Source organism: Xanthomonas sp. 3307 (assembly GCF_014199735.1).
GTDB lineage: Bacteria > Pseudomonadota > Gammaproteobacteria > Xanthomonadales > Xanthomonadaceae > Xanthomonas_A > Xanthomonas_A rydalmerensis.
Genome location: NZ_JACHOG010000005.1, coordinates 232,035 through 253,792, shown reverse-complemented (window position 1 = coordinate 253,792; position 21,758 = coordinate 232,035). Strand labels below are relative to the sequence as shown.

The 21,758-nt window shown below is 69.4% G+C and carries 19 protein-coding genes; 10 read left to right on the top strand and 9 right to left on the bottom strand.

The window, feature by feature from the left end; genetic code table 11:
* Positions 1-43 precede the first annotated feature (43 nt).
* Both GGR64_RS14085 and GGR64_RS14080 read left to right on the top strand, forming a co-directional pair.
* Positions 44-577, top strand: coding sequence for an RNA polymerase sigma factor (locus GGR64_RS14085; protein ID WP_160970710.1), 534 nt, complete (start codon positions 44-46; stop codon positions 575-577).
* Positions 574-1,356 (top strand): hypothetical protein, encoded by a 783-nt coding sequence (locus GGR64_RS14080; protein WP_221236217.1) that lies wholly within the window; start codon positions 574-576, stop codon positions 1,354-1,356. The genes GGR64_RS14085 and GGR64_RS14080 overlap by 4 nt, the downstream gene beginning before the upstream one ends.
* A gap of 27 nt (positions 1,357-1,383) precedes the next feature.
* Here GGR64_RS14080 and GGR64_RS14075 read toward each other — a convergent pair whose 3' ends face one another.
* From GGR64_RS14075 to GGR64_RS14065, 3 genes are all read right to left on the bottom strand, one after another.
* The gene (locus tag GGR64_RS14075) at positions 1,384-1,902 is read right to left on the bottom strand and encodes a MarR family transcriptional regulator (protein ID WP_184646592.1); all 519 of its coding nucleotides are present in this window, start codon (positions 1,900-1,902) and stop codon (positions 1,384-1,386) included.
* Between the two features lie 137 nt (positions 1,903-2,039).
* On the bottom strand, positions 2,040-2,867 hold the full coding sequence (locus GGR64_RS14070; RefSeq protein ID WP_184447680.1) for a DUF3298 and DUF4163 domain-containing protein: 828 nt from the start codon (positions 2,865-2,867) through the stop codon (positions 2,040-2,042).
* Between the two features lie 103 nt (positions 2,868-2,970).
* Entirely contained in the window at positions 2,971-3,255 is a 285-nt protein-coding gene (locus tag GGR64_RS14065) for a GNAT family N-acetyltransferase (protein WP_184646590.1), read from the bottom strand.
* A 215-nt stretch (positions 3,256-3,470) separates the two neighbouring features.
* On the opposite strand from GGR64_RS14065, the gene GGR64_RS14060 reads away from it, so the two are divergent.
* Entirely contained in the window at positions 3,471-3,677 is a 207-nt protein-coding gene (locus GGR64_RS14060) for a hypothetical protein (RefSeq protein ID WP_160970717.1), read from the top strand.
* A 148-nt stretch (positions 3,678-3,825) separates the two neighbouring features.
* On the opposite strand, the gene GGR64_RS14055 is transcribed toward GGR64_RS14060, so the two are convergent.
* Together GGR64_RS14055 and GGR64_RS14050 are read right to left on the bottom strand one after the other, a co-directional pair.
* Positions 3,826-4,461 carry a rhomboid family intramembrane serine protease gene (locus tag GGR64_RS14055; RefSeq protein ID WP_184447679.1) on the bottom strand — a complete coding sequence of 212 codons (636 nt, stop codon included), beginning with the start codon at positions 4,459-4,461 and terminating at the stop codon, positions 3,826-3,828.
* An 8-nt stretch (positions 4,462-4,469) separates the two neighbouring features.
* Positions 4,470-6,026, bottom strand: coding sequence for an oligopeptide:H+ symporter (locus tag GGR64_RS14050; RefSeq protein ID WP_184646588.1), 1,557 nt, complete (start codon positions 6,024-6,026; stop codon positions 4,470-4,472).
* A 421-nt stretch (positions 6,027-6,447) separates the two neighbouring features.
* Between GGR64_RS14050 and GGR64_RS14045 the strand changes: the two genes are divergently transcribed.
* The 3 genes from GGR64_RS14045 (at position 6,448) to GGR64_RS14035 (ending at position 11,622) form a co-directional block, all read left to right on the top strand.
* Positions 6,448-8,220, top strand: coding sequence for a M14 family metallopeptidase (locus GGR64_RS14045; protein ID WP_184646586.1), 1,773 nt, complete (start codon positions 6,448-6,450; stop codon positions 8,218-8,220).
* 78 nt (positions 8,221-8,298) lie between these two features.
* On the top strand, positions 8,299-10,554 hold the full coding sequence (locus GGR64_RS14040; protein WP_184646585.1) for a glycoside hydrolase family 3 C-terminal domain-containing protein: 2,256 nt from the start codon (positions 8,299-8,301) through the stop codon (positions 10,552-10,554).
* A gap of 180 nt (positions 10,555-10,734) precedes the next feature.
* Complete coding sequence (locus GGR64_RS14035) at positions 10,735-11,622, top strand: endonuclease/exonuclease/phosphatase family protein (protein WP_167087781.1); 888 nt, start codon at positions 10,735-10,737, stop codon at positions 11,620-11,622.
* Between the two features lie 436 nt (positions 11,623-12,058).
* On the opposite strand, the gene GGR64_RS14030 is transcribed toward GGR64_RS14035, so the two are convergent.
* Complete coding sequence (locus GGR64_RS14030) at positions 12,059-12,670, bottom strand: superoxide dismutase (RefSeq protein ID WP_048492197.1); 612 nt, start codon at positions 12,668-12,670, stop codon at positions 12,059-12,061.
* Positions 12,671-12,965: 295 nt separating this feature from the next.
* Here GGR64_RS14030 and GGR64_RS14025 point away from each other — a divergent pair, with 295 nt between their 5' ends.
* The gene (locus tag GGR64_RS14025) at positions 12,966-13,433 is read left to right on the top strand and encodes a ribonuclease domain-containing protein (RefSeq protein ID WP_184646584.1); all 468 of its coding nucleotides are present in this window, start codon (positions 12,966-12,968) and stop codon (positions 13,431-13,433) included.
* Entirely contained in the window at positions 13,430-13,891 is a 462-nt protein-coding gene (locus GGR64_RS14020; RefSeq protein WP_184646582.1) for a barstar family protein, read from the top strand. The genes GGR64_RS14025 and GGR64_RS14020 overlap by 4 nt, the downstream gene beginning before the upstream one ends.
* Positions 13,892-13,984: 93 nt before the next feature.
* Here the strand turns inward: GGR64_RS14020 and GGR64_RS14015 are convergent, their stop codons facing one another.
* Complete coding sequence (locus GGR64_RS14015; RefSeq protein WP_160970725.1) at positions 13,985-15,874, bottom strand: ATP-binding cassette domain-containing protein; 1,890 nt, start codon at positions 15,872-15,874, stop codon at positions 13,985-13,987.
* Positions 15,875-16,085: 211 nt separating this feature from the next.
* On the opposite strand from GGR64_RS14015, the gene dbpA reads away from it, so the two are divergent.
* Together dbpA and GGR64_RS14005 are read left to right on the top strand one after the other, a co-directional pair.
* A complete protein-coding gene (gene dbpA, locus GGR64_RS14010; protein ID WP_184646580.1) occupies positions 16,086-17,462 on the top strand; it encodes an ATP-dependent RNA helicase DbpA in 1,377 nt (458 codons plus the stop codon).
* 14 nt (positions 17,463-17,476) lie between these two features.
* Positions 17,477-17,986, top strand: coding sequence for a hypothetical protein (locus GGR64_RS14005; protein WP_160970729.1), 510 nt, complete (start codon positions 17,477-17,479; stop codon positions 17,984-17,986).
* A gap of 57 nt (positions 17,987-18,043) precedes the next feature.
* Here GGR64_RS14005 and GGR64_RS14000 read toward each other — a convergent pair whose 3' ends face one another.
* Positions 18,044-18,583: an adenine phosphoribosyltransferase gene (locus GGR64_RS14000; protein ID WP_160970731.1), complete on the bottom strand. Its 540-nt coding sequence runs from the start codon at positions 18,581-18,583 to the stop codon at positions 18,044-18,046.
* Between the two features lie 48 nt (positions 18,584-18,631).
* Entirely contained in the window at positions 18,632-21,757 is a 3,126-nt protein-coding gene (locus GGR64_RS13995) for an efflux RND transporter permease subunit (protein WP_184646578.1), read from the bottom strand.
* Between the last annotated feature and the right edge of the window lies 1 nt (position 21,758).

The window sequence follows — 21,758 nt, the reverse complement described above, 5'->3', positions numbered from 1 at the left end:
TAATCCAGCCATTCCGACATGCCGTGAACGCCGCGCCGCGCCCATGGAAGAAAACGCCTCCGCCGAACGTATCCCCCACATGCACGCCGATCCCACGGCCGCCGTCGGCGACGGCATCTGTACCCTGCTGCCGCAACTGCGGCGCTTCGCGCGTGCCGTCGCCGGCCATCGCGAGGATGCCGACGACCTGCTGCAGATCGCGATCGAACGCGCACTGCGCCGCGCCGAACAATGGCGGCCGGAGACGCCGCTGCAGTACTGGCTGTACGGCATCATTCGCCACGCCTGGATCGACGAGGTACGGGCGCAGCGGCGACGGCGACAGGTGTTCGTCGATGCCGCCGAGGGCGAACACGTCGGCGACACGCCGCTGGAGCGGCAGCAGGACTGGATGGCGGTGCAGGCGGCGATGGCCGGCCTGCCCGAGGAACAACGCCTGGCGATCGCGCTGGTGCTGATCGAAGGCCTGTCCTACAAGGACGCCGCGGCGGTGCTGGAGATTCCGCTCGGCACACTCACCAGCCGGCTCGCGCGCGGTCGCGAAGCCCTGCAAGCGTCACTGGAGGCGACCGCATGAACAGCACGATCGATGCACTCACCCTGCAGGCCTACGCCGACGGCGAACTGGATGCGGCGCAGGCCGCCCAGGTGGAAGCGGCGCTACGCACCGACCCGCAACTGGCGCAGGCCCTGCAGCGGCTGCGCAGCCTGCAGGCGCGGTTGCTTGCCGGCTTCGCGCCGGTGCTGGACGAGGAGGTGCCAGAGCGCCTGCTCGCCGCCGCGCGCGCGCGACCGGCCGAAGCGCCCGACCAGGACGCTGCTGTCGCTGCGTCATCTCCCCCGCCCGTCCAGGCGACGGCGCATGCGAGCCGGCCGACGCCACTGCGGCCGCGTGCACGCCGCCGCTGGGCGCTGCCGGCGGCGTTGGCGGCGGCGCTGCTGCTGGGGCTGTGGATCGCGCAGCGGCAATTGCCGCAGGGCGCTGCGCCGCGCCCGACCGTCGCCGCAACACAGGGGGGCGTCGCCGAGGGCGTGCTGGCGCAGGCACTGGCGCAGCAGCTGTCCGGCCAACCCCAGGGCGGCGTTCGCATCGGCCTGAGCTTCCGCGATCGCGACGGCCATTACTGCCGCACCTTCGCCCTGCCGAGCGCCAGCGCCGGCCTGGCCTGCCAGCGCGATGGCGCATGGCGGGTGGAGTTGCTGGTGCCCGCCAGCGAAAGTCACGATGGCAGCGGCATGCGCATGGCGGCCAGCCCGATGCCGGCCGCGGTGCTGCAAGCGGTGGATGCGCGCATCGTCGGCGAGGCGCTGGATGCCGACGGCGAACAGCGCGCGCGGGCGCGCGGCTGGCGCTAGGCGGCCCCACCCCGCAGGCAGCGCGGCCTAGGTCATCGGCTCGGCTGCGGCATCGAGGCCATCGATGCCGGCCAGCATCTTCTTCAGCAGCATCTCCAACTGCTGCTGCTCGCCGGCATCCAGCGCCGCCGTCTCCGTATCCAGGAACGCGCAGACGTCCGGCAGCAGCCGCTCGATCAGGGCGATGCCGTCCGGCTGCAGGGTCAATGCGACCTTGCGCCGGTCGTCGGGACTGGCAGTGCGCGACAGCAGTCCCTTGCTGCACAGGCTGTCGGTGAGACGGGTGATGTTGGCCGGCTTCTCGCTGGCGGCCTCGGCCACCTCGGTGGGCGTGATGCGCTGCTCGGGCGTGCCGTACAGCATCATCAGAATCTCGTATTCCGGCGGGCTGATGCCGTATTCCTTGAGCACGCCGCTGGCGTTGGCATGCACGCGCTTGTACAGATGCTTGACCAGCCGGACCAGGACGGCAGGCTCGCGCGGAAAGGCCGGATAGCGCGCGCAGGTGTGCGCCACGCGCCGCTCGGTCTGATCAAAACTGCCCATGAGAAATCGATTGCAAGTGGGGGAAGCGGTCAATGCTAACCATTGCGCCCCGCCACGACGAGGGCATGCGTTGCGTTCTGGCGCGCTGTGCACGCCATGCGCCACGCGCCGTCGTGCGCCGGCGCGGTGGCGACCTCTCAGGCGGCGAACAGCGGCGCGTACTCCGGCGCCACCAGCTCGCGCAGCACGCTGGCCGGCACGTCCACGGTCTGCGTGCCATCGGCATACGGCCCCACCTGGTACGGCGGGAACACGAAGCGCAAGGCGGTGATCTTGCCCGCTGCGTCGACCAGCGGCTGGAACTGGCTGAAATTGCCGGGCTGCGGCTCGGTGCCCTCGGCGATCATCTTGCTGGCGCTACGCACCTGCTCGTCCTGATCCTCCGGCGGCACCTGCTCGGCATTGACCCGTGTCTGCACCGCCTGGCGCAGCTGCGCGGCGACATAGTCGGCCACCTGCTTCCAGTGCGTCGCATCCGGGATCAGCGTCTCGGCGGTGAGCATGCGCTGCTGCTGCGGCAGCCACACCCAGCGCGCCACCAGCGGCTCGCCGTGGGCGCCGCCGGTATAGCGGCTGCCGTCGGCACTCAGCGCGACCAGGTCCGGGCGCTCCAGCAGCATCTCGAACTGCAGCGACAGTTCGTAGGGCGCGCGCGGGCGATCGTTGCCAAGGCCGTCGACCGCTTCCATCAGCTCGCTGCGCGCGCTCTGCGCATAGCGGTTGGCCGCGTCGGCCAATCCCGGATAACGGTTGATCGACGGCGGGAAGGTGATCCCGACCACATAGCTGGGGCTGTGTTCGACGATGTCCTTCAGTTCCGGCGGTGCGGTCTGCGCCGGCTCCGCAGGCGCGGCGGCTTCGCTTTGTGCCGGTGCCGCGGCGGGCGCCGGTGCGGCGGCCGGTTCCTCGCGTTTGCAGCCGGCCAGTGCCAGCGCCGCCGCGACCGCCAGTGCCGTCCATGCCATCCGCCCGTTGCCCATCGTCTCTGCCCTACTCACGTCGACTGCCCCTGTTCCTGCGATATCTGTGGATTGGCGCGCATTATCGCGCCGTTGCGATGCTGCGCGCTCAGGCGAGCAGCGCGGCGTACTGCGGATGCCGCTGGATGAACACCGCCGCGTACGAACACGCCGGCACCACCTTCCAGCCTTGCGCCTGCGCGTGGTCCAGCGCGGCGGTGACCAGCTGCGCCGCCACGCCGCGCCCGCCGATGGACGTCGGCACCCCGGTGTGGGTGATGACCATGCGCCCCTGCTCCAGCACGTAATCGAGTTCGGCGCGGTGGCCGTCGACCTCCAGGGTGAAGCGCCGCTGCTGCGGATCGTGCGCGATCGGGACGGTGGGTTCGGACATGAGGGCTGGCTGTGTAGCGGAGGACGCAGTGTCCGCTGCGGTTCGCCGTGGCCATGTGAAACACGTGCCTCACCGCGTCACGCCGCCGACGCGGCGCGTCACCCGGACGCCGCTCAAGTCGTGCCGCGCGCGGCCGATACCGCCAGGACAGGACGAAAACCTGGCATGGGAGTTGCACCTCCCATCACGCAGCGATCCAACAGGGAGCCACGCGCATGAGCGAGAACGAGAACAAATACAACCAGGGCGACCACAACGCCTCCCTGCTGGAAGGGCTGTTCCAACTGTCGGTCAGCGGCGACCATCATGGCGGCGAGTTCCAGCAGCTCGACGACGAGGTCTACCAGCGCCTCAAGGTCACCTACGAGAACGCGGCTATCGGCAGCGCCAAGGTGCAGCTGCGCGGCCAGCAGACCCGCTGAGCGGCGACGGCGGCCGCACGCGCCGCCGCAGCCAGCCTGTCCGCGATACGGTGGTCCACGAGCGCACTGACGCCCTGCGTCCACCTGATGCACCGCATCCGAAAGGTGCCGATCGCGCACCGCCGTGCAGGCACCGCCGCGCCGCGTATCACCCCCGCCCGAAGCGCGGGTTCGCCAGCTCACCGAGGAAGTGCTGCAGCACCGACGGCTCCATGATCAGCAGGAACATGACGCCAAACGCCGCACCGGCCAGGTGCGCACTGTGGTTGACGTTGTCGCCGCCGCGGCGGTCCATCCAGATGCTGTAGCCGACGTAGAACACGGCATACAGGATGGCGGGGATCGGAATCGGGATGAAGAAGAAGAAGATCCCGGTCCACGGCGCCATCAAAATGAAGGCGAACAGCACCGCCGACACCGCGCCCGACGCGCCGAGGCTCATGTAGTTGGGATTCTTCTGGTTCTTCAGGTAGCTGGGCAGGATCGAGACCACCAGCGCCGCCAGGTAGAACAGCGGATACACCAGCATGTTGCCGGTCAGCCGCTCCATCAGCACCTCGATCGGGCCGCCGAAGAAGTACAGCGTGACCATGTTGAACAGCAGGTGCGGGAAATCGGCGTGGATGAAGCCGTAGGTCACCAGCCGGTCGTACTGCTTGTGGCGATCGACCGCCGGCGGCCACAGAATCAGCCGGTCGAGCAGCCGGCGGTTGTTGAACGCCGCCCACGACACCAGCACGGTAAGGACGATCAGGATCAGGTTGACGGGGGTGACGGAGGGCATGCGGGGTCTCAGGCGGGGCGGTAGTGGTCGACCATGCGGTAGCGGCGCGCGTACAGCCCGAACAGCAGTGCGGCGACGAAAGCGAAGGCGGCGAAGAAGAACATCAGGAACGCGGTCTCGCTGAGCCCGGTGCTGCCGATGTGCGCGGTGACGCGGTCATTGCGCACCGCCGCGTTGGACAGCAGCACCCACAGGTTGCCGACGGTGGTGGTGAGGTTCCAGAAACTCATCACCACGCCCTTCATCGACTGCGGCGCCTGGCTGTAGGCGAACTCCAGGCCGGTCGCCGAGACCAGCACTTCGCCGAAGGTCAGCAGCGCATACGGCAGGATCTGCCAGGCGATGGACAAGGCGTCGCCGCCATCCATCATCACCTGCAGGCTGCCGACCACGATCCAGGCCAGGCCGCTGAAGGCGATGCCGGCGGTCATCCGCCGCAGCGCGGTCGGCTCGTAACCGCGCCGGCGCAGCAGCGGGTACAGCACCAGGTTGTTGAACGGGATCAGCAGCATCACCAGCGCCGGATTCAGCGCCTGCATCTGCGAGGCGCTGAACCATGCCGGCATCTGCATCTGCTGGCCCTGCAGCACCCAGGTCGAGGCCTTCTGATCGAACAACGAAAAGAACGGGGTGACCAGCGCGAACACCACCAGCACCCGCAACACTGCGCGCACGCCGTCCACCGCGGCGTCCGGATGCACCGCGCGGGCGCGCTCCAGTTGCCACCAGGTGCCGCCGCCGATGCCGGCCAGCAGCAGCACCAGCGCCAGACACAGGCAGATCACCAGGCCCAGCGTCGGCACCAGCGCGAAGGTGCCCAGCGCCAGCAGCATCGCCACGCCGGCCAGGGCCAGCCCGGGACGCCCCTGCCCCGGCGCCTGCCGCAGCAGCGCGGTGCGCACCACCTGGGCGAAGCCGTGCGGATCCTTGGGCCGCAGCGGCACGCGCACGTAGCGGTGGCGCCCGGCCCAGAACACCAGGGTCGCCACCAGCATCAGGATGCCGGGGATGCCGAACGCCCACGCCGGACCAAGGTTCTTCAGCGCCAGCGGGATCAGCAGCGAGGCGAACAGCGAGCCGAAATTGATGATCCAGTAGAAGGCGTCGAACACCACTTTGGCCAGGTGCTTGTTGCCCTGGTCGAACTGGTCGCCCATGAACGAGGCCACCAGCGGCTTGATCCCGCCCGCGCCCAGCGCGATCAGGCCCAGGCCGAGGAAGAAGCCGTTGCGGTGGCCTTCGAACAGCGCCAGGCACAGGTGTCCCACGCAGTAGATCAGGCTGAACCAGAGGATGGTGCTGTACTTGCCGAAGAAGCGATCGGCCAGCCAGCCGCCGAGCAGCGGGAAGAAATACACGCCGATCATGAAGCTGTGCATGATGTGCTTGGCCTCGGCCTCGCGGCCGGGCGCGGTCACTTCCTGCAGCAGCAGCGAGGTGATCAGGAACTGCACCAGGATGTTGCGCATCCCGTAAAAGCTGAAGCGCTCGCAGGCCTCGTTGCCGATGATGTACGGAATCTGCCGCGGCATGCGCGTGGTGGCGCGCTCTTGCGCCGCGCTCATGCGGCGTGTCTCGTGGTGGCTTGGCTGCTCACGGGCCCTCGTCCAGGCAAAATTTTCAGAAGGTTACCCCAACGTTCCGGCGAATCGAACCGCTAGGGCGTGTCACCCATTCCCGAGTATGCCGCGTTGGGTCTGGCAGGCGCGCTGCCGGCGTTGCGTGGCGCAGCGCCTGACTGGCCAGGTCAAGCCGCGCGACGCCGGCAGCACGCCTGCCAGGCCCAACCCGAAGGGCCGCGCTTGCGCGCGCCCGTGGCCGCGTCATCGCTCGGGCGTGGACGCACGTCCACGCCCTCGCTCTTCCTTTCCACAGGCACGCGCAAGCGCGGCGCAGCATGCTCGGGAATGGGTGACACGCCCCAGGGTGCTTTCGCAATCGGCGCGCTGCCCGCATCATGGGGGTCTGTTCCGACACGGTGCCGAGATGATCCGAGCCTGGCTGGCCACCCTGCTGTTGCCGATGCTGCTGTGCAGCATGCCATCGCTGGCCAGCGAGGCGGGCCTGTCCACCGAGGCCGAGCGCAGCGGGTTCGCGCGCACCGGCCGCTACGCCGAAACCATCGCGCTGTGCGATGCGTTCGCGCAGCGCTATCCGCACGCGGTGCGCTGCTTCGACTTCGGCACCACGCCGGAAGGCCGGCCGATGAAGGCGTTGGCGGTGTCCACCTCCGGCGCATTCGATCCCGCCGCCGCACAGGCGCGCAAGCTGCCGGTGGTGCTGATCCAGGGCGGCATCCATGCCGGCGAGATCGACGGCAAGGACGCCGGCTTCCTCGCGCTGCGCCAGCTGCTCGACGGCCAGGCCGCGCGCGGCGCGCTGGACAAGCAGGTGTGGCTGTTCGTGCCGGTGTTCAACGTCGACGGACACGAGCGCTTCGGCGCCTGGAACCGGCCCAACCAGCGCGGCCCGGAGCAGATGGGCTGGCGCACCACCGCGCAGAACCTCAACCTCAACCGCGACTACGTCAAGGCCGATGCGCCGGAGATGCAGGCGATGCTGCGCCTGGTCGAGCAATGGGATCCGCTGCTGTACGTGGACCTGCACGTCACCGACGGCGCGCAGTTCGAGCACGACGTGTCGATCCAGGTGGAACCGCTGCACGCCGGCGACACCGCGCTGCGTGGCGACGGCCTGCGCCTGCGCGACGGCGTGCTCGCCGACCTGAAGCGGCAGGGCTCGCTGCCGCTGCCCTACTACCCCTCGTTCGTGGTCAACGACGACCCGACCTCCGGCTTCGAGGACGGCGTGCCGACACCGCGCTTTTCGCACGGCTATTTTCAGCTGCGCAACCGCTTCGGCATGCTGGTGGAGACGCATTCGTGGAAGCGCTACCCCGAGCGCGTGCGCATCACCCGCAACACCATCGTCTCGGTACTGCAGCAGGTGGCGCGGCACGGTGCGCAGTGGCGCGCCGACGCACTGGCCGCCGACGTGCGCGCGCAAGCCCTGGGAGGGAAGACCGTGGCGCTGGACTACCGCACCACCGACGCCTCGCACCTGGTGGACTTCCGCGGCTACGCCTATACGCGCACGCTCTCGCCGGTCTCCGGCGCGCTGATGACCCGCTACGACGAGCGCACCCCGCAGATATGGCGCGTGCCGCTGCGCGACCAGATCGTGCCCAGCGTCGAAGTCGCCGCGCCGCGCGCCGGCTACCTGGTGCCGGCGGCGCAGGCCGCCCTGGTCGGTGCCAAGTTGCGCCAGCACGGCATTGCCTTCCGCACGCTGGACCACGACGCCACCCTGCCGGTGCAGACCTTCCGCGCCGACGACGCCAGCTTCGCCGCGCGCTCGTCCGAAGGCCACCAGCGGCTCAGCGTCACCGGCACCTGGAAACCCGAGACCCGCGCAGTCGGCGCCGGCGCGCTGTTCGTGCCGATCGCCCAGCCCAAGGCGCGGCTGCTGATGGCGCTGCTGGAGCCGCAGGCGCCGGACTCGTTGCTGCAATGGGGCGAGTTCAACAGCGCGTTCGAGCGCGCCGAATACATGGAGGATTACGTCGCCGAGGACGTGGCGCGGCAGATGCTGGCCAGCGACCCGGCGCTCAAGGCCGAGTTCGAGGACAAGCTCGAACACGACGCGGCCTTCGCCAAGGACCCGCAAGCGCGGCTGGAGTTCTTCTACCGCCGCCACAGCTCCTGGGACGAGCGCTACCGCCTGTACCCGGTCATGCGCAGCGACGAAGCACCGTCCTGACGCGCGGTTCCGCCCTCCCCCCCCGACTCCCCCCGATGCGCCTTCCCTTTATCTGCTAGAGAGGCTGTTCGCCCCGATATGAAAACGTTTACAGGATCCCTTTGCCTGACCCTCGCGCTGGCCTCGCCCGCCTCCGCCTCCGCCGCGCCGCCGGCGACGGCCGCGGGCACGGCGTCCACGCCGAACGCCGCTGCTGCGCAGCGTCCCTGGAACGACCGCAGCCTGTCGCCGGACCGGCGCGCCGCGCTGCTGGTGCAGGCGATGACCCCGGACGAGAAGTTCCAGATGCTGCACAGCTACTTCGGCCTGGGCAAGGACGGCGGCCCGCGTCCGCCCGGCGCGACCGGCTCGGCCGGTTACGTGCCGGCGGTCGAACGCCTGGGCATCCCCGCACAGCAGCTGGCCGATGCCGGCGTCGGCGTGACCAACCCCGGCAACATCCGCCCCGGCGACCACGCCACCGCGATGCCCTCCGGCCCCGCCACCGCCGCCACCTGGAACCGCGAGCTGGCCTTCGCTGGCGGCGCCACCATGGGCCGCGAGGCCTGGCAGCAGGGCTTCAACGTGCTGCTGGCCGGCAGCGTCAACCTGCAGCGCGACCCGCGCAATGGCCGCAACTTCGAGTACGCCGGCGAAGATCCGCTGCTGGCCGGCGTACTAGTCGGCGAATCGATCCGCGGCGTGCAGAGCCAGCACGTGGTCTCGACCATGAAGCACTTCGCGATGAACGACCTGGAGACCGGGCGCAACACCCACAGCGCCGACATCGGCGAACAGGCCATGCACGAATCGGATCTGCTGGCCTTCGAGCTGGCGCTGAAGATCGGCCAGCCCGGCTCGGTGATGTGTTCGTACAACCGCATCAACGGCGTGTACGGCTGCGAGCACGACTACCTGCTCAACCAGGTGCTGAAGCAGGAGTGGAAGTTCCCCGGCTACGTGATGTCCGACTGGGGCGGCGTGCACAGCGGCTCCAAGGCGGCGCTGGCCGGCCTGGACCAGCAGTCGGCCGGCGAAGTGTTCGACAAGGCGGTGTACTTCGACCAGCCGCTGCGCATGGCGGTGGCCGCCGGCACCGTGCCGCAGGCGCGCCTGGACGACATGGTCAAGCGCATCCTGCGCGCCTTCATCGCCACCGGCAGTTTCGACAACCCGCCGCAGCACCAGCCGATCGACGATGCCGCCGGCGGCCTGGCCGCGCAGCGCGTGGTCGAGGAAGGCACGGTGCTGTTGCGCAACGAGGGCAAGCTGCTGCCGCTGTCGCGCAACCTGCGCCGCATCGCAGTGATCGGCGGGCATGCCGACAAGGGTGTGATCGGCGGCGGCGGTTCCTCGATGGTCGGGGTCACCGTCAACGGCGGCAACGCGGTGCCGGGAATTGCCCCGACCACCTGGCCGGGCCCGGTGATGTTCCATCCGTCCTCGCCGCTGCAGGCGCTGCGCAAGGCCTTGCCGGATGCGCAGATCGACTACGCCAGCGGCGACGATCCCGCGGCCGCGGCCAAGCTGGCACGCGAGGCCGAGGTGGCGATCGTGTTCGCCACACAATGGTCGGCCGAATCGGTGGACCTGCCGGACATCGCCCTGCCCGACAAGCAGGACGCACTGATCGCGGCGGTGGTCAAGGCCAACCCGAAGACGGCGGTGGTGCTGGAGACCAACGGCCCGGTGGCGATGCCGTGGCTGCAGCAGGTGCCGGCGGTGCTGGAGGCCTGGTACCCGGGCATCCGCGGCGGCGAAGGTCTGGCGCGGCTGCTGCTGGGCGAGGTCAATCCGTCCGGCCGCCTGCCGGTGACTTGGCTGCGCGACGTGTCGCAACTGCCGCGGCCGTCGATTCCCGGCCTGGGCTTCAAGCCGGCGCAACCGCCGGGGAGCAACGTCGACTACAACATCGAAGGCGCCAACGTCGGCTACCGCTGGTTCGCCGCGCGCGGCCTGGAGCCGGTGTATCCGTTCGGCTATGGCCTGTCCTACACCACGTTCGCTTACTCGAACTTCAAGGTGCAGGCCAACGGTAGCCACGTCGTCGCCAGTTTCGATGTGCGCAACACCGGCGATCGCGAAGGCGCCGACGTGCCGCAGCTGTACCTGCGCCTGCCGCAGGGCCACCACGCCCCGATCCGCCTGGTCGGCTGGGACAAGGTGATGCTCAAGCCGGGCGAGAGCCGCCACGTCAGCATCGTCGCCGAGCCCAAGACCCTGGCCGACTTCGATCCGAAGAAGCGCCACTGGCACATCGCCGCCGGCGACTACGAGCTGCTGCTGGGCCGTTCGGCGACGCAGGTGGAAGCGCGCGCGCCGCTGCACCTGAAGGACGGCGTGCTGCAGCACTGAGCGAGGGGCTGCGGCGCCCGCGCGCCTCGGCTCGGTTCCCGCCCCGCCTCCGCGCCTGTGCGCGCCGGCGGCGGGGCGATGTTCGCGATCGCGACGTGCGCAGCAACGATTGTGTGGCGGCTGCCGCAGCGCCGCCGGCTGTATACGCAACCCTGAGACCCTGCGCCGTAGCATCGCCACATGAATCCCCGCGTCTTCCAATGGCATCGCACCGGCTGGCTGTTGCTGGCCGTGGCGGCATTGGCACAGGCGCAGGCGATGACCGACGCGGTGCCGACGGTCCAGGCAGCGCCGGACAGCCCCCTTACCGTGGTCACCCTCACGCTCGCCGTCGATCCACGCCAGGCGCAGGAGGGCGACGACTGGCCCGCGCGCCGCGAGCGCATCGTGGTGGCCCTGCAGCGGCTGCACCCCGACGCCATCGCCCTGCAGGAAGTGCTGCAGACACCGGAGATGCCGAACCAGGCGCAATGGCTGGCGGCTCGCCTGGGCTACCACTGCCACTTCATCAGCCCCGATCCGCCGAGCCGACCGCAACGCCGCGGCAACGCGCTGCTGACCCGCCTGCCGGTGCTGGAGGAAGCCGAGACCTTGCTGCATCCGCTGGAGGACTACAGCGTGGCCGGCCTGGTGCGGGTGGACCTGCACGGGCAGCCGGTGAACCTGTACTTCACTCGACTGCACGCCGCGCGCGACGGCAGCGCCAGCCGCCGCGAACAGGCCGAGGATCTGATGGCATGGATCGATGCCACCGCCGAGGGCGTGCCTTCGCTGCTGGCGGGCGGCTTCTTCGCCGCAGCGCGCGCGCCCGAACTGGCGCCGCTGGCGGTGCGCTTCGAGGACGGCAGCGTGCGCGGCGAGTCGCCACGCAACCGGATCGACGTGCGGGCACCCGCCACGACGGCGGCGGCCGACCACGTGTTCTTCGAACGCGGCCACTTCCGCCCGCTGCGCGGCGCACGCCTGTTCGCGCCGGCGCCGGGCCTGCCTGCAGCCGGCACGCGTGGCCTGCTGATGACACTGCAGCCGCTGGACCCGATGCCGACATCGCTGCAACCGGCGCCGTAGCGGACGGCAGGCTGGACGTGGTCGCACGCCGTGCGATACGGCGCGTGGGGATGGACCGGCGGTGTGCCATTGCACGCAACGATCGTGCACCGCTAATGCCCTGCCTTCGTCACGCATCACCGCATCTGTTGTAGGAGCGGCTTCAGCCGCGACGGGCATTCCCGGTAACGCCCATCGCGGCTGAAGCCGCTCCTACAGGTGCGTCCCTAGGTTGTTCGAGGTGCCCTGGCGACGCAGCGGCGCAAGCGGTGGCCGATGCGGCGCAGACCGCCATCGCTGCCGAAGCACGCTGCTCACGCGCGCGAAGGCACGTGCCAACCTGCCTCTCCGCACCTCGCTGCCACGCCCCGCCCGCACTACCAGCGCTTCTGTCTGACACACACAAAAAAAGGCCGGGCGAACCCGGCCTTCTTGCTGCTGCGGCGCTGACGCGCGATCAGCCGATCGCGGCGTGGTAGCGGCGCTCCACTTCCTTCCAGTCGACCACGTTGAAGAACGCGCCGATGTAGTCCGGACGGCGGTTCTGGTACTTCAGGTAGTAGGCGTGTTCCCACACGTCCAGGCCCAGGATCGGGGTGTTGCCCTCGAACAGCGGGCTGTCCTGGTTGGCGGTGCTCTCGACCACCAGCTTCTTGTCGGGGGTGACGCTCAGCCAGGCCCAGCCGCTACCGAAGCGGGTCAGTGCGGCCTTGGTGAAAGCTTCCTTGAACTTGTCGAAGCCGCCCAGCTCGCTGTCGATCGCCTTGCCGACGTCGCCGCTCGGGGTGCCGCCGGCATTGGGCGCCATCACCGTCCAGAACAGCGAGTGGTTGGCATGGCCGCCGCCGTTGTTGCGCACCGGACCCTGCAGGTTCTCCGGCAGCGACTTCAGCTTGGACACCAGCGCCTCGATCGGCAGATCGGCGTACTCGGTGCCTTCCAGCGCGGCGTTGACGTTGTTGATGTAGGTCTGGTGATGCTTGGTGTGATGGATCTCCATCGTCTGCGCATCGATGTGCGGTTCCAGCGCGTCGTAGGCGTAGGGCAACTTGGGGAGGGTGTAGGCCATGCGGTTCTCCTGGACTTTCGCCGTCGAAAGGACGAGCGTTGCGTGAGCAATGGTAGGGACGGTCGGCAACCTTACCAAGGGCGCGGCTGGGGAAACATCGTCCCATCCCGCGGCGGCGGTGCCGGCCGGCCTTACGAATCGGCGCCTACCATGCCCCACGCCCCGGTTAGTCGGATGTGAATCGCACGCGTCACAGGCGTGACCGGCGGCGTTTAGAGCGGGAACAGGCAGGGCGGCCCATACTGTGCGCGATGGCGCCATGCCGCGCGCCGCTGCCGTTCCTGCAGGAGAGTCCATGCGCAAGCCCGTGCTGTTGATCGCCGCCATCGTGTTGCTGGTCGGCGGGCTGTGGGGCATCCGCGGGCTGCAGCATCCGCCGCACCAGCAATTCGCGCCCTCGCTCGACGCCGCCGCAAAGACCCCATACACCGCACCCGGCAACTCCACGCCCGCCGACGCGGCATCGCCGGAACTGCCGGCGTTTCTGCCGCCCGAAGCGCGCGCCACGGTGGTGCTGATCCTGCGTGGCGGCCCGTTCCCGCATCGCCAGGATGGCAGCGTGTTCGGCAACCGCGAGCACCGGTTGCCGACGCAACCGCGCGGCTATTACCGCGAGTACACCGTCGATACCCCCGGCCTGTCGCATCGCGGCGCGCGCCGCATCGTCACCGGCGGCACGCCGCCGCAGGTCTGGTATTACAGCGACGACCACTACGACAGTTTCCGCAGCTTCCAGGTCGGCGGTGCGGGGCCGACGCCATGAGCGGCTTCCCGTTCGCGCTGAACCTGGCCGAGCCGGCTGCCTCCGGCGTGTATCGCGTCGCCAACCGCGACCTGGACAGCGTCGCCGCCCTGGCCCGCGACGCCGGCCTGCGGCTGTGCCGGATCGACCTGGACGGTTGCACCGGCAAGGCCATGCTGCTGATGCGGTTGGCCGCGCAATTGGACTTCCCACCCGGCTTCGGCCGCAACTGGGACGCGCTCACCGATGGCCTGCGCGACCTGTCCTGGCTGCCCTCGCCGCGCGGCTACGCCTTGCTGCTGGAGGACGCCGGGCAGTTGCAGACGGTGGCGCAGCCGGCCTTCGACGTGCTGCTGGAGATCCTCGACGACGTCGCCCGCGAGTGGGCGCAGGACGGCGTCAGCTTCGTCGCGTTCGTGGGCGGAAGCGGGGACTCGGGACCCGGGACCGGGGACCCGGAAGAGCGCGATCCGGCGTAGCAATGTTCCCTGCGCGTGCGACGGGAATAATTGCCCTCCTTGATCTGCCCTTGTTTTTCCGGCCCCGGGTCCCCGGTCCCGGGCCCCGGCTTTTCAGGCGTCCAACTCGCTCCAGCGCGCATACGCCGCATCCAGGTCCGCCTGCGCCTGGCTCAAGGCCTGCGTGTGCGCATTCACCGCCGCCGCGTCGCGCTGATAGAACGCCGCGTCCGTCATCGCCTCGGTCAGTGCCGCGACCTGCTGTTCCAGCGCTTCGATCCGCGCCGGCAACTGCTCCAGTTCGCGCGCGTCCTTGTAGCTGAGCTTGCGCTTGGCCGGCGCTGGGGCCGCGGCGGCCGCCACCGGCGTGGTCGCCGCCGCGGTGGCCGAGGCCTTGGCGACTGCCATGGCACTGGCCGGGGCCGCCGGGCGCTGGCGCACCCAGTCGCTGTAGCCACCGACGTACTCGCCGATGCGGCCATCGCCTTCCATGACCATGGTCGAGGTCACCACGTTGTCGATGAAATCGCGGTCGTGGCTGACCAGCAACAAGGTGCCGCTGTAGTCGCCGAGCAGTTCTTCCAGCAGCTCCAGTGTTTCCACGTCCAGGTCGTTGGTCGGTTCGTCCATCACCAGCAGGTTGGACGGCTGCGCGAACAGCCGCGCCAGCAGCAGGCGGTTGCGCTCGCCGCCGGACAGGCGGGTGATCGGCGCACGCGCGCGCTCGGGGGTGAACAGGAAATCCTGCAGGTAGGCATGCACGTGCTTGCGCTTGCCGTTGACCTCGATGAAGTCGCGGCCCTCGGCCACGTTCTCGATCGCGCTCCAGTCCTCGCGCAGCGTGGCCCGGTACTGGTCGAAATACGCCACCTGCAGATTGGTGCCGGCGCGCACTTCGCCCTGGTCCGGGGTCAGTTCGCCCAGCAACAGCTTCAGCAGCGTGGTCTTGCCGCTGCCGTTGGGGCCGATCAGGCCGATGCGGTCGCCGCGCAGGATGGTGGTGGAAAAATCGCGCACCATGCTGCGCGCGCCGAAGGCGAAGCTCAGGTCCTTGGCCTCGATCACCTTCTTGCCGGAGGACTCGCCCTGCGCCGCTTCCATGCGCACGTTGCCGCCGAGTTCGCGGCGCTGGGTGCGCTCGCGACGCATGGCCTCAAGCCGCCGTACCCGCCCCTCGTCGCGGGTACGTCGCGCCTTGATGCCCTGGCGGATCCACACTTCTTCCTGCGCCAGCAGCTTGTCGAAGCGCGCGTTTTCCTGCGCCTGCGCGTTGAGCCGCTCCTCGCGGCGGCGCTCGTAGTTGGCCCAGTCGCCCGGCCAGCTGCTGACCTGGCCGCGGTCGATCTCGACGATGCGGGTGGCCAGGGCACGCAGGAAACGCCGATCGTGGGTCACGAACACCACGCTGCCGTTCCAGCCCTTGAGGAAGCCTTCCAGCCAGTCGATGGCCTCGATGTCGAGGTGGTTGGTCGGTTCGTCCAGCAACAGCAGGTCCGGCGCCGACACCAGCGCCCGCGCCAGCAGCACCCGGCGCTTCATGCCGCCGGACAGCCGCGCGAACTCGGCATCGCCGTCCAGCTCCAGGCGGGTCAGGGTCTCGTTGACCCGTTGGTCCAGCGCCCAGCCATTGGCGCCATCGATCTTGGACTGCACCGCGCCCAGCGCATCGCCGTCGAACTCGGCGGCATGGCTGAGCCGATGGAACTCGGCCAGCCAATGGCCGAGCTCGCCCAGGCCGTCGGCGACCACGTCGAACACGCTGCCGGCGGCGCCATGCGGCACCTCCTGCTCGAGCCGGGCGATGCGCACGCCCTGCTGCACGCGAACTTCGCCGTCGTCGGGCTTGAGCTCGCCGGCGATCAGTTTCATCAAGGTGGATTTGCCGGCGCCGTTGCGGCCGATCAGGGCGATCCGCTCGCCCGGCTCGATCGACAGGTCGGTCTTTTCCAGCAACAAGGGGCCGCCGACGCTGTAGTCGAGGTTCTGCAGAGTGATAAGAGGCATTGCGCCATTGTACGGGAGCGCACTGTTCCGGTTCGGGATTGGGGATTGGGGATTGGGGATTGGGGATTGGCAGTTTCCTGCGAGCTTCGATGCTCGCGCATGCCCCCTGATCCCCACCGTTCGGCAGCGACGCCCCTGGGCCCACCGCCTGCCTTTGCGAATCCCCAATCCCCACTCCCGAATCCCCGCCGTCAACCGGCTAAAATGCCGCATGAACGATTTCGCCTCTCTCTCCCTTTCCCCCGCGCTCGCGCCCGGCATCGATGCGCTCGGCTACACGAGCATGACCCCGGTGCAGGCGCAGAGCCTGCCGCCGATCCTGGCCGGCCAGGACGTCATCGTGCAGGCGCCCACCGGCAGCGGCAAGACCGCGGCGTTCGGCCTGGGCCTGCTGCACAAGCTGGATCCGGCGCTGAGCCGCGCGCAGGCGCTGGTGCTGTGCCCGACCCGCGAACTGGCCGACCAGGTCGGCAAGCAGCTGCGCAAGCTGGCCACCGGCATCCCCAACATGAAGCTGGTGGTGCTGACCGGCGGCATGCCGCTGGGCCCGCAGTTGGCCTCGCTGGAGGCGCACGACCCGCAGGTGGTGGTCGGCACGCCCGGCCGCATCCAGGAGCTGGCGCGCAAGCGGGCGCTACACCTGGGCGGGGTGCGCACGCTGGTGCTGGACGAGGCCGACCGCATGCTCGACATGGGTTTCGAGGAGCCGATCCGCGAAATCGCCAGCCGATGCGACAAGCACCGGCAGAGCCTGCTGTTCTCGGCCACCTTCCCGGAGGAAATCCGCGCATTGGCGCGCGACCTGCTGAAGGAACCGGCGGAAATCACCATCGAAGGCGCCGACAGCGCGCCGGAAATCGACCAGCAGTTCTTCGAGGTCGACCCCACCTACCGGCAGAAGGCGGTGGCCGGCCTGCTGCTGCGCTTCACCCCCGAGTCCAGCGTGGTGTTCTGCAACACCCGCAAGGAGGTCGATGAAGTCGCCGGGTCGCTGCAGCAGTTCGGCTTCTCCGCACTCGCGCTGCATGGCGACATGGAGCAGCGCGACCGCGACGAGGTGCTGGTGCGCTTCGTCAACCGCAGCTGCAACGTGCTGGTGGCCAGCGACGTGGCCGCGCGCGGGCTGGACGTGGAAGACCTGGCGGCGGTGATCAACTACGAACTGCCGACCGACAGCGAGACCTACCGCCACCGCATCGGCCGCACCGCGCGCGCCGGCAAGCATGGCCTGGCCCTGAGCCTGATGGCGCCGCGCGAGACCGCGCGCGCACAAGCGCTGGAAACCGAACAGGGCCAGCCGCTGCGCTGGTCGCGCGCACCGCTGGCCACCGCGCGGCCGGCGCAGTTGCCGCAAGCGGCGATGGTCACCCTGCGCATCGACGGCGGCAAGACCGACAAGCTGCGTCCCGGCGACATCCTCGGCGCGCTGACCGGCGATGCCGGGCTGTCCGGCGCGGCGATCGGCAAGATCGCGATCTACGCCACCCGCTCCTACGTCGCCATCGCCCGTGCCCATGCCGGCAAGGCGCTGGCGCAGCTGCAGGCCGGCAAGATCAAGGGCCGCCGGTTCCGGGTCGTCAAGCTGTGAACGCATCGACGGAATTGCAGACCGTCCTCGCGTCGCTGGAGCAGGACGAAGACGGCGCCGCCTGGAGCGCAGCGGTATCGGTACCGTGGATGCAGGACGCGTGCAGCTTCGTGTTCGAGGACTACGCGGAGGATCCGGCGCCGGCCGACTTCGCCGCCGCCGTCGCCGCATTCCTGCGCATCGACCAGGCCGTGCTCGACGCGGCGACGCCGCATGTGTTCGCCTATTACCGGCGCATGCATGCCCTGCACCAGCAATACGACACACCCTGCCCGCGCATCGACGACCCGTCGCAAGTATGGCGACACGTGCAGTTCGGCGGCGAGGCCTACGTCAGCCGCTATCGCGACGGCCGCCTGCGCATCAGCCTGGAATGCAACTGCGACTGGGAAGCCGAACACGGGCTGCAACTGGTATTCACCGACGCCGGCCGGATCTGCAAGATCGGTCCGTTCGATGGCCACCTGAGCCACGCCGACGCGTATGCCGACCCGGCGCTGGAGGACGTGATCTACCCCCATTGAGCCGGTTGCCGCCGCAGACGCGCCCGATCCAGGCCGCGCCCGTGCGCGGTATCGGCCTCAGTAGCGCAACGGCGCGGTGAGCGGAATGTCCGCGGGCCAGCGCGCCCGCGCACCGAGTTCGCCGAGTTCCACCAGCACCGTCGCCGCCACCACCTCGGCACCCATCCGCTGCGCCAGGGCCAGGGCCGCCAGCAGCGTACCGCCGGTGGCCAGCACGTCGTCGACCAGCAGCACGCGCATGCCCGGCCGTAGCGCATCGGCATGGATCTCGATGCGGTCGCGGCCGTACTCCAGGCCGTAGTCCTGGGCCAGGGTCTGTGCCGGCAGCTTGCCGGGCTTGCGCACCGGCACGAAACCGGTGCGCAGTTCGTGCGCCAGCGGCGCGCCGAGGATGAAGCCGCGGGCCTCGATGCCCAGCACCGCGTCCAGCGGAGTGCCGCGCCAGGGCTGGGCCAACGCATCCAGGGCGGAGGCGAAATCAGGCCCGTCGGCCAGCAGCGGGGTGATGTCCTTGAACAGGATGCCGGGCTTGGGAAAGTCCGGCACATCGCGAATCAAAGTGGCCCAGGTCGGGGAATCGGCAACGGCGTCGGTCATGGTCACGCGTCCCGGCAGGCCGGGACGATCGATGGGGGGCGCGACATCCTACCCGCTGTGCGCTGCCGTTGCCGCATCCGCCGGGCTGCGCCGCAGCGCGCGCCGCACCAGCACGAAGAACAACGGCACCAGCAACACCGCCAGCACGGTGCCGGTGACCATGCCGCCGATCACGCACACGCCGATCTCGCGGCGGCTGGAGGCGCCGGCGCCGGTGGACAGCGCCAGCGGCAGCACGCCGGCCACGAACGCCAGCGAGGTCATCACGATCGGCCGCAGGCGCAGTCGCGCGCCTTCCAGCGTCGCTTCCAGCAACGGCCGCCCGGCACGCTGTCGCGCCTCGGCGAATTCGACGATCAGGATCGCGTTCTTCGCCGACAGGCCGATCGTGGTCAGCAGGCCGACCTGGAAATAGATGTCGTTGACGAAGCCGGCCAGCGTGGTCGCCAGCACCGTGCCGACCACGCCCAGCGGAATCACCAGCAGCACCGCCACCGGGATCGACCAGCTCTCGTACAGCGCCGCCAGGCACAGGAAAATGAACAGGATCGAGGCGGTGTACAGCCACAGCGTCTGGTTGCTGGACAACTGCTCCTGGTAGGACAGCCCGCTCCACTGCAGATCGAAGCCCTCCTGCTTGGCCACCAGCGCCTGCATGCGCTGCATCGCCTCGCCGGAACTGCTGCCGGCCGCCGCCCCGCCCTGGATCTGCGACGCCGGCAGGCCATTGAAGCGCTGCTGCAGCTGCGGGCCACGGGTCCAGTGGGTGCTGGCGAAACTGGCGAACGGCGCCATCTGCCCGCCGCTGCCGCGCACGTACCACTGCGCGATGTCCTCCGGCAGCGCGCGGTACGGCGCGTCGCCCTGCACGTACACGCGCTTGACCCGGCCGCGGTCGATGAAGTCGTTGACGTAGCTGCCGCCCCACGCAGTGGCCAGGGTCGTATTGATGTCGCTCTGCGCCAGGCCCAGCGCGCTGGCCTGGGCATGGTCGATGTCCACCTGCAGCTGCGCCTTGTCGCCCAGGCCGTTGAGCCGCACCGCGGTCAGCTGCGGATCGTCGCCGGCGGCCTTGAGCACCTGCTGCTGCGCCTTCAGCAGCGCTGCGCGGCCGGCGCCGTCGCTGTCGCGGATCCACAGCTCGAAGCCGCTGGACTGGCCCAGGCCACGCACCGCCGGCGGCGACAGCACGCTGATCTTGGCATCGCCGACGCCGCGGAAATGCGCGTTGGCGCGGTCGATGATGGCCTGCGCGGTGTTGTCGCGGTTGCGCTCGCCCCAGGGTCTGAGCGCCACGAAGGCCTGGCCGGCGTTCTGCCCGGTGCCGGCGTTGTTGCGCCCCACCACCATGAAGATCGCGGTGAGATTGGCCTTCTCGTGGGTCATGAAGTAGTCGCTGATGCGCTTGCCCAGGGCCTGGGTCTTGGCCAGCGGCGTGCCTTCCGGGGTGGTGAACTGGATCTGCACCTGGCCCTGGTCCTCCACCGGCAGGAAGCCGGTGGGCATGCGCATGTACAGCACGACCATCGCCAGCACCACCAGCGCATACAGCGCCATCCAGCGCCGCGGCCGCTGCAGCACCGTGCCGAGACGGCGCTGGTAGGCCTGCTGGCCGCGCTCGACGCTGCGGTTGAACCATTGGAAGAAACGGCCGAGCTTGCGCTCCTGCTCCACCGGCTTGAGCAGGGTCGCGCACAGCGCCGGGGTCAGGGTCAGCGCGACCAGCGCCGACAGCGCCATCGCCGAGGCGATGGTGATCGAGAACTGCCGGTAGATGATGCCGGTGGAGCCGCCGAAGAACGCCATCGGCAGGAACACCGCGCCCAGCACCACGGTGATGCCGATCAGCGCGCCGGTGATCTCGCCCATCGAGCGCTCGGTGGCCTCGCGCGGCGGCAGGTGCTCCTCGTGCATGATCCGCTCGACGTTCTCCACCACCACGATGGCGTCGTCCACCAGCAGGCCGATCGCCAGCACCATCGCGAACAGGGTCAGCGTGTTGATGGTGAAGCCGGCCGCGGCAAGGATGCCGAAGGTGCCCAGCAGCACCACCGGCACGGTGATCGCCGGGATCAACGTGGCGCGGGCGTTCTGCAGGAACAGGAACATCACCACCACCACCAACACGATGGCCTCGGCCAGGGTGTGCACCACGTTCTCGATGGAGATGCGCACGAACGGCGTGCTGTCGCGCGGATAGGCCACGTCCAGGCCCGGCGGGAAGGTCGGCTTGAGCCGTTCGATGGTGGCGTGGATCGCGTCGGAGGTGGCGATCGCATTGGCGCCGGCGGACAGCGTCACCGAGAAGCCGGACGCCGGGTGGCCATTGAGCGTGGCGTTGTTCTGGTAGTTCTCCGCGCCGATCTCCACCCGCGCCACATCGCCCAGGCGCACGCTGGAGCCGTCCGCGCGCGTGGCCAGGATGATCTGCCGGAACTGCTCGGGCGTCTGCAGCCGCGACTGCGCGGTGACCGTGGCGTTGAGTTCCTGCTCGGCGCCGGTGGGCAGCGCGCCGAGCTCGCCGGCGGTGACCTGGGTGTTCTGCGCCAGGATCGCGCTGCGCACGTCGCCGGGCATGAGTTGGTAGGCGTTGAGCTTGTGCGGGTCCAGCCACACCCGCATCGCGTACTGCGCGCCGAACACGTTGATCTCGCCGACGCCGTTGATGCGGCTGATCGGGTCCTGCAGGGTGCTGACCAGGTAGTCGGAGATGTCGACGTTGTCCATGCGGTCGGTGCGGTCGTAGATCGCCACCGCCATTAGGCTGTCGCCCTGCGACTTGGCCACGGTCACGCCCTGCTGCTGCACTTCCTGCGGCAGACGGTTGAGCGCCTGGTTGACCGCGTTCTGCACCTGCACCTGGGCGATGTCGGGATTGGCCGCCTGGTCGAAGGTGATGCTGATCCGCGCCTGTCCGGACGAAGAACTGGTCGAGGAGAAGTACAGCAGGTGGTCGATGCCCTTGATCTGCTGTTCGATCACCTGGGTGACGCTGTCCTCCACGGTCTGCGCCGAGGCACCGTTGTAGGTGGCGGTGACATTGACCGAGGGCGGCGCGATGTCCGGGTACTGCTCGATCGGCAGGGTGAACACGGCGATGGCGCCGGCGGCCATGATGCAGATGGCCAGGACCCAGGCGAAGATCGGGCGGTGGATGAAGAAACGCGGCAGCATG

Excerpts from the sequence above, each read along its gene's own strand:
- GGR64_RS14085 (WP_160970710.1), top strand. The coding sequence starts at position 44 with ATGGAAGAAAACGCCTCCGCCGAACGTATCCCCCACATGCACGCCGAT.
- GGR64_RS14080 (WP_221236217.1), top strand. The coding sequence starts at position 574 with ATGAACAGCACGATCGATGCACTCACCCTGCAGGCCTACGCCGACGGC.
- GGR64_RS14075 (WP_184646592.1), bottom strand. The coding sequence starts at position 1,902 with ATGGGCAGTTTTGATCAGACCGAGCGGCGCGTGGCGCACACCTGCGCG.
- GGR64_RS14070 (WP_184447680.1), bottom strand. The coding sequence starts at position 2,867 with ATGGCATGGACGGCACTGGCGGTCGCGGCGGCGCTGGCACTGGCCGGC.
- GGR64_RS14065 (WP_184646590.1), bottom strand. The coding sequence starts at position 3,255 with ATGTCCGAACCCACCGTCCCGATCGCGCACGATCCGCAGCAGCGGCGC.
- GGR64_RS14060 (WP_160970717.1), top strand. The coding sequence starts at position 3,471 with ATGAGCGAGAACGAGAACAAATACAACCAGGGCGACCACAACGCCTCC.
- GGR64_RS14055 (WP_184447679.1), bottom strand. The coding sequence starts at position 4,461 with ATGCCCTCCGTCACCCCCGTCAACCTGATCCTGATCGTCCTTACCGTG.
- GGR64_RS14050 (WP_184646588.1), bottom strand. The coding sequence starts at position 6,026 with ATGAGCGCGGCGCAAGAGCGCGCCACCACGCGCATGCCGCGGCAGATT.
- GGR64_RS14045 (WP_184646586.1), top strand. The coding sequence starts at position 6,448 with ATGATCCGAGCCTGGCTGGCCACCCTGCTGTTGCCGATGCTGCTGTGC.
- GGR64_RS14040 (WP_184646585.1), top strand. The coding sequence starts at position 8,299 with ATGAAAACGTTTACAGGATCCCTTTGCCTGACCCTCGCGCTGGCCTCG.
- GGR64_RS14035 (WP_167087781.1), top strand. The coding sequence starts at position 10,735 with ATGAATCCCCGCGTCTTCCAATGGCATCGCACCGGCTGGCTGTTGCTG.
- GGR64_RS14030 (WP_048492197.1), bottom strand. The coding sequence starts at position 12,670 with ATGGCCTACACCCTCCCCAAGTTGCCCTACGCCTACGACGCGCTGGAA.
- GGR64_RS14025 (WP_184646584.1), top strand. The coding sequence starts at position 12,966 with ATGCGCAAGCCCGTGCTGTTGATCGCCGCCATCGTGTTGCTGGTCGGC.
- GGR64_RS14020 (WP_184646582.1), top strand. The coding sequence starts at position 13,430 with ATGAGCGGCTTCCCGTTCGCGCTGAACCTGGCCGAGCCGGCTGCCTCC.
- GGR64_RS14015 (WP_160970725.1), bottom strand. The coding sequence starts at position 15,874 with ATGCCTCTTATCACTCTGCAGAACCTCGACTACAGCGTCGGCGGCCCC.
- dbpA (WP_184646580.1), top strand. The coding sequence starts at position 16,086 with ATGAACGATTTCGCCTCTCTCTCCCTTTCCCCCGCGCTCGCGCCCGGC.
- GGR64_RS14000 (WP_160970731.1), bottom strand. The coding sequence starts at position 18,583 with ATGACCGACGCCGTTGCCGATTCCCCGACCTGGGCCACTTTGATTCGC.
- GGR64_RS13995 (WP_184646578.1), bottom strand. The coding sequence starts at position 21,757 with ATGCTGCCGCGTTTCTTCATCCACCGCCCGATCTTCGCCTGGGTCCTG.